The following is a 2,275-nucleotide window of genomic DNA, read 5'->3' on the forward strand; positions in this document are numbered from 1 at the left end:
CGAACCACGAATTCTCTGCCGTCCACCTCGGCGAGGTCATGTGCCATGAGTCACAATGGAGTCATGAACACGATCGTACAGGAGCAGTCACCCAGCTACGACGATGTCGTCGCTCGCATCGATGCCGACCCTGAGGGGTTCTGGCTCGAGCAGGCCAAGAATCACATCGATTGGGTCACGGAGCCGACTCGAGCCGTCGACGATTCGAATGCTCCGATCTACCGGTGGTTCCCCGACGGCGAACTCAATGTGTGCTTCAACGCCGTCGACAGGCATGTGGCAGCCGGTCGCGGGGACCAGGCGGCCATCATCTACGACTCGCCTGTCACCGGCACCATTCGCACGATCACCTATGCGGAGCTCCTCGACGAGGTCTCACGCTTCGCCCGAGCACTGGCCGACAGGGGCGTGGTCAAAGGCGATCGGGTCATCATCTACATGCCCATGGTCCCCGAGGCGGCCATCGCCATGCTCGCCTGTGCCCGCATCGGCGCGATCCATTCGGTGGTCTTCGGCGGCTTCGCCCCCAATGAGCTCGCCGTTCGCATCGACGACACATCACCGAAGGCCGTCATCTCCACCTCCTGCGGGGTCGAGAAGAGCCGAGTCCTCGAATACAAGCCCATGGTCGACGAGGCGATCGACATCGCCGAGAACAAACCCGAGTTCACCGTCATCGTCCAACGCGACGAGCACCGCTGCGAGATGGGCGAGAACGACCTCGACTACGCCGAACTGCTGGCGAGCACCCCCGATGGCATTGACCCGGTCACCGTCAGGGCCACCGATGAGCTCTACGTCCTCTACACCTCCGGTACGACGGGCAAGCCAAAGGGCATCGTGCGCGATTCCGGCGGCTATGCGGTGGCCTCGGCATTCTCGATGCCCAGCATCTTCGGACTCGATCCCGGCGACACGATGTTCACCGCCTCCGATGTCGGCTGGGTCGTCGGCCATACCTACATCGTCTACGCACCGCTGTTGGCCGGGGTCACGTCTGTCCTGTTCGAGGGCAAACCGATCGGCACCCCCGATGCGGGCACCTTCTTCCGCATCATCGAAGACCACAAGGTCAACGTCCACTTCACCGCACCGACAGCCATGCGCGTCGTCCGCAAGGAAGACCCGGACGGCGAGCTCATCAAGAAATACGACCTCGCCAGCCTGCGAGCGTCATTCCTCGCCGGCGAGCGCCTCGACCCGGACACCTATGAGTGGACGACGCAGATACTTGCCGAGGCGACAGGCCGTGACATCCCCGTCGTCGACAACTGGTGGCAGACGGAGACAGGCTGGCCGATCGCTGCCAATCCGCTCGGACTCACTCAGTTCCCACTCAAGGCGGGTTCCCCGACGAAGCCGGTGCCCGGCTACCAGGTGGAGATCCTCGACCCATCCGGTAAGCCCATGCCGGCCGGCGAGGAAGGCCTCATCGTTATGAAACTGCCCCTGCCACCGGGAACGATGGCGACCGTCTGGGGCGATGACTCCAGGTTCGTGTCCTCATACCTGTCGGCATTCGACGGTTATTACCTCACCGGCGATTCGGGGTATCTCGACGAAGACGGGTATGTCTTCGTCATGGGTCGCACCGACGATGTCATCAACGTCGCCGGTCACCGCCTATCGACCGGTGTGATCGAGGCCGTCATCGCCTCCCACCCCGCTGTCACGGAGACCGCAGTCATCGGCGTTCACGATGACACGAAGGGCCAGAGCCCGCGTGCACTCGTCGTCCTCGGTGATTCCGCCGAGGCGGCCGCTCCGGAGACTGTCATCGCCGAACTCGTGGCGCTGGTGCGCAAGGAGATCGGGCCGGTCGCGGCCTTCAGAAAGGTCGACATCGTCTCTGCCCTGCCGAAGACCCGGTCGGGGAAGATCCTGCGCAAGACGATGCGCGAGATCGCCGACGGAGTCGACTCTCCAGCAGTGCCCTCAACGATCGAGGACCGGACCGTGCTCGACGACCTGGAGACCGTGCTCCACCGCGGATGAGTACTCCTGAGCACTCCGTTGCGGCCGGGCGCTCGGGCACGACTCGGAGCTCCGGTCACGGGCGGAGGCTTCGATACGACCGGGCGCTTCGGCTCACCGAGGGGTGGGGGCGCGGCACTCTACCCCGGAAGACTGACTCGCTCCCCTGACGCGCTTCCCTGACGTTCAGGACCTGGCACCGTGCTTGTAGCCTGCCGCGTATCCGCGTTCGAACGAGGCACCGACCGATCGGCCCATGCCTCGACGCCGAGCGCCGCCACCACGGTGGCCCCGGTGGCCC

Annotated in this window: 1 protein-coding gene; it reads left to right on the forward strand. The window is 64.6% G+C overall.

Going from position 1 to position 2,275, the window contains the following annotated elements; all coding sequences use genetic code 11:
- The first annotated feature begins 63 nt into the window (after nt 1–63).
- Nucleotides 64–1,995 carry an acetate--CoA ligase gene (locus L0G76_RS15825; protein WP_304358088.1) on the forward strand — a complete coding sequence of 644 codons (1,932 nt, stop codon included), beginning with the start codon at nt 64–66 and terminating at the stop codon, nt 1,993–1,995.
- Nucleotides 1,996–2,275: the final 280 nt, after the last annotated feature.

It is taken from the genome of Brevibacterium picturae, assembly GCF_030453725.1.
GTDB lineage: Bacteria > Actinomycetota > Actinomycetes > Actinomycetales > Brevibacteriaceae > Brevibacterium > Brevibacterium sandarakinum_A.

Bases quoted from the DNA above. Each gene is read 5' to 3' on its own strand.
- L0G76_RS15825 (WP_304358088.1), top strand. From the start codon at position 64: ATGAACACGATCGTACAGGAGCAGTCACCCAGCTACGACGATGTCGTC.